This window comes from Nocardia sp. NPDC060220 (genome assembly GCF_042727815.1).
Lineage (GTDB): Bacteria > Actinomycetota > Actinomycetes > Mycobacteriales > Mycobacteriaceae > Nocardia.
The window spans coordinates 1-3,652 of record NZ_JBHWZY010000707.1; the positions used below are offsets into that span (position 1 = coordinate 1).

The following is a 3,652-nucleotide window of genomic DNA, read 5'->3' on the forward strand; positions in this document are numbered from 1 at the left end:
CCACTGACGATTGGGACGTCGTGCTGAGCGTGCATCTGCGCGGCTCATTCCTCATGACCCGTGCGGTACAGGCCTACATGACCACAGCACGCTGGGGTCGGATCGTGAACTTGTCCAGCACTTCTGCGCTCGGCAATCGCGGACAAGCGAACTATTCCGCAGCGAAGGCAGGCCTGCAGGGTTTCACCAAGACGCTTGCGCTGGAGCTGGGCAAGTTTGCTGTCACCGCAAACGCGATCGCACCGGGTTTCATCGAGACCGAGATGACCGCAGCGACCGCGGCGCGCATCGGGATGTCGTTCGATGAGTTCAAAAGCGCTGCCGCCGCGGAGATCCCAGTAGGCCGTACCGGCACGCCCGACGATATCGCGCACGCCGTTTCGTTCCTCACGAGCGAAGGCCCGGGATTCGTTTCAGGACAGGTGCTGTACGTGGCAGGAGGCCCACGGGGATGAGGTTTCTCGATGGCCTCAATGGGCTGCAGCAGGCCGAGGGTACCCATCTGGGGTATTCCGATTGGCATACCATCACCCAGGAGCAGATCGACAGTTTTGCTGACGCGACCGGCGACCACCAGTGGATTCACGTGGACGCTGAGCGCGCGAAGGCCGGTCCGTTCGGCGGCACGATCGCACACGGCTACTTGACCCTGTCGCTTGTTCCGATGCTGACCTGGCAGGTCTACACCGTCGAGGGCATGCAGATGGGTGTCAACTACGGTGCCAACAAGATTCGGTTCCCGTCTCCGGTGCCGGTCGGTTCGGCAGTACGGGCAGGCATCGAGTTGGTCTCCGTATCTCAGGCAGATTCCGGATACCAGGTGGTCACACGGGTCACCGTCGAACGTGCGGGCAGCAGCAAGCCTGCCTGCATAGTCGAAGCTGTCACCATGTTCGTGCCATAAGGGGCGGTGCGAAGAACGACGCGCTGACGCCGAGGATACCGCCTCGGCGGCGGCGACCACCTCCATCCACGAAAATGCCCAATAACTACTTCCATTGGCCACACCATGTTCGAGCATTTCACACCACAATTGACGGAGCCGGATGTCATCGTCCAGATCCACTGGTCAGATGTCGGGGGCGACTGCTTGGATCTGTTCTACGAGGCCTGCGTGAGCGCCGCGAGCCGGTTTGTGGCCGCTTTCAACGCCTCTCACACCAATGCCATCGCCACGATGTGCGCCGATACCGCCGCGCTGTTGCTGCCACGCCTTCCATGCGAACGAAACTGGGTGATTCCCTGACGACCGTGTCCGGTCCTGTCAATATCGACGGCATGGTCCGCGAGTGTCACGACGGCCCGCCTGCTCGCTGCTCACGGCGAGGGTATTCCAGACGAGCATCGATAGTTTCGATCCAAGAAAGGTGGTGGTCGACCGCCTGTCGGAACGTCGACCTCCCCCGACATCTGCGCCAGCCGATCCACGCCGGTCGCCTCGATTCGGAAACCACACAGAAAAGGCGAGCCGCGCGGGTTTGAGCCACCCCGCAACGGGAACGATGAGAAGTCGACCATTTCACATCGGGGCCGAAGAGCAATTACGATTGCTAACAGGCATTCCCAAGCACAAACGAATAGGACCCATGATCATGGCGCGCAAGGTTGTTGTCACCCTTATCGACGATTTCGACGGCACCTCGGTCGCCGAAGATACCGTCAACTTCGAAATCGACGGCGCCGCCTACGAAATCGACCTGTCCGATACCAACGCGGCCAAGCTGCGCGATTCCTTCGACCAGTGGCTGCCCTACGCTCGCCGGGTCGGTCGCGCCAAGACCTCTAGTCGTCGATCGTCCGCGACGCCGACCACGGGCACGTCGGTTCGTCGCGACGATCTCCCCGCCATCCGGGCGTGGGCAGGCGAAAACGGCCACGCCGTGTCCAGCCGCGGCAGGATCTCCGCCGAAGTCATCGCGGCCTATGACGCAGCATCTGCGTAAGCCAGACGAGCGATGGCCGGATACCCGGCGATCGCAATCAAGTCGGCGTCCGTCTGATGTGCAATGGAAGCGTCGGTCCCGTGAGGGTTTCGTGTTCGCTATCCCGCGCTGACGGGCAGTCTTCACCTGCGACCAATCTCGCTATCGTCGGTACCCGCCCGCACCTGGCTTGTGTCCAGTCCATGCGGGCGGGTGAATACGGACATCCAACGCGGACCCCTGACGCACCAAACGAGTACAGCCATGCAGGGCGCAACAGGCAGGGCCAGTTCCCACATCAGCGCCTCACCGAGCCCGGAATCGGCACCTCGTACCGCGTCAACGTCCCGCCACCCGAAGGGATTTCGCGGCGCACTCCGACTCCTGCGGCACAGATTCGCCGTAGCGTGGAGTCCAAGGGCGCGTCTCCGTGCTCACGAGTCTCGGCCACTTCGACAACCAACATGCGCGACTCCGCTGGTCGGATCAACCGCACCACCAACTGCTCACCGAGCATGTCGAGATTGCCGCTCCACCGTCGCTCGGCCGGGCCGACGATCGCCAGCATCAGCTCGTCGATCGTGTCTGCCAGAACCGCGAGCCCAGATCGGGTCAAGCACTCCTCGCAGTAGAAGCGCGCCATCTTCACGGCAGCACAGAACGGGCTGACCCGGAATTCACTGAGCACTCCAGTCGGTGAACCACCAGGACCAGGCCGACTCCCTACGCACGTCTGCCGCGCAGTCCCAACCGCAGGATCAATCCAGACCACTCGCGCATTCAGGTTCGCCGAAAAATGTTGCAGGATCGCAGTTTCCGGTATCTCAAGGTCGGCGAGGTGATGCAGTGACGGGACCAACACGATTCCACCACGGGCTGCTTCGAGCGCTCCGATCAGTTGCCACAGCGCGGGCGCGGGGGTCGGGTAGGTATGCATTCGGTCATACTCGTAGCCGTGCTCTCGCGCCAGGTCACGCACCTGTTCGGCAATATTCGCGTCGATCCGCTGGTCCAGAAACTCGCCCAGCGACCACAGCAGGCGAATCGGTGACTCGAACTCGACGAACATCCGACCGGCGAGGTCATCGCACCCATACCGCGACGCGATCTCGGCGATCCAGGTTTCGACAACCCGAATCCTGTTCCGCACCAATGGGCGTCGGTAATAGGCGAATACGGGTCCGTTCATCGTTTGGCTCCGAGGATCGCCCCGAGCACTGTCAACATCGGGGGCAGGGCCCCGCTGCGGGGTGGCGATTCCCATCGCCGGTAGCCGGACTGCTCGTCGCTCGGCGAGGGCAAGACCGCCCAGGTCGTATCGACGGCAATGTTGTTGAGCAGCAGCGTTCGACTGAGAGGTTCGATGTCGCAGTGACAGCCGGGCTTAGTCAGGAAAGTCATTCTCGACGAACGAGGATGGGCGATGACCAGGCCGTCGCCCAGCTGTGCGGTTGCGGACCTGCACATCGGCGCCGGGGCGATGACCGCCCCGATTCGACCGTCGAGGCAGTGCACGATGATCCGTTCGGTTCCGGGCGCGATCACCGCCGGGAGCCCTAGATCCTGCCGGTAGCGCAAGCAGCGGTCCACTGTTGTTTCGATTGTCAGGACCCGCAGTTGCGGCCCTCGACGTGATGCGAGCTGCATGCCCATCACCCCTGGTGTCGTCTACTGGACGTTTCGTCGAGCCATCCGTCCGACAGCCGGTTCGCGTCAGGCATGCGCGTTGC

The 3,652-nt window shown here is 62.6% G+C and carries 6 protein-coding genes; 4 read left to right on the forward strand and 2 right to left on the reverse strand.

Translation table 11 applies throughout. The features are described from left to right. The 4 genes from ACFWF3_RS28095 to ACFWF3_RS28110 all read left to right on the forward strand — a co-directional run. Positions 1-455 (forward strand): SDR family oxidoreductase (locus ACFWF3_RS28095; RefSeq protein WP_379316460.1); only part of this gene is annotated, 455 nt, incomplete at its 5' end. Continuing rightward, the gene (locus tag ACFWF3_RS28100; protein ID WP_379316462.1) at positions 452-904 is read left to right on the forward strand and encodes a MaoC family dehydratase; all 453 of its coding nucleotides are present in this window, start codon (positions 452-454) and stop codon (positions 902-904) included. The genes ACFWF3_RS28095 and ACFWF3_RS28100, both read left to right, overlap by 4 nt. 105 nt (positions 905-1,009) lie before the next feature. Continuing rightward, on the forward strand, positions 1,010-1,246 hold the full coding sequence (locus ACFWF3_RS28105; protein ID WP_378657478.1) for a hypothetical protein: 237 nt from the start codon (positions 1,010-1,012) through the stop codon (positions 1,244-1,246). Between the two features lie 346 nt (positions 1,247-1,592). Further along, positions 1,593-1,943 carry an Lsr2 family protein gene (locus tag ACFWF3_RS28110; protein ID WP_379316467.1) on the forward strand — a complete coding sequence of 117 codons (351 nt, stop codon included), beginning with the start codon at positions 1,593-1,595 and terminating at the stop codon, positions 1,941-1,943. Between the two features lie 277 nt (positions 1,944-2,220). Here the strand turns inward: ACFWF3_RS28110 and ACFWF3_RS28115 are convergent, their stop codons facing one another. Beyond that, positions 2,221-3,111 (reverse strand): hypothetical protein, encoded by an 891-nt coding sequence (locus ACFWF3_RS28115; RefSeq protein ID WP_379316464.1) that lies wholly within the window; start codon positions 3,109-3,111, stop codon positions 2,221-2,223. Further along, entirely contained in the window at positions 3,108-3,575 is a 468-nt protein-coding gene (locus ACFWF3_RS28120; protein WP_379316466.1) for a hypothetical protein, read from the reverse strand. The genes ACFWF3_RS28115 and ACFWF3_RS28120 overlap by 4 nt, the downstream gene beginning before the upstream one ends. Between the last annotated feature and the right edge of the window lie 77 nt (positions 3,576-3,652).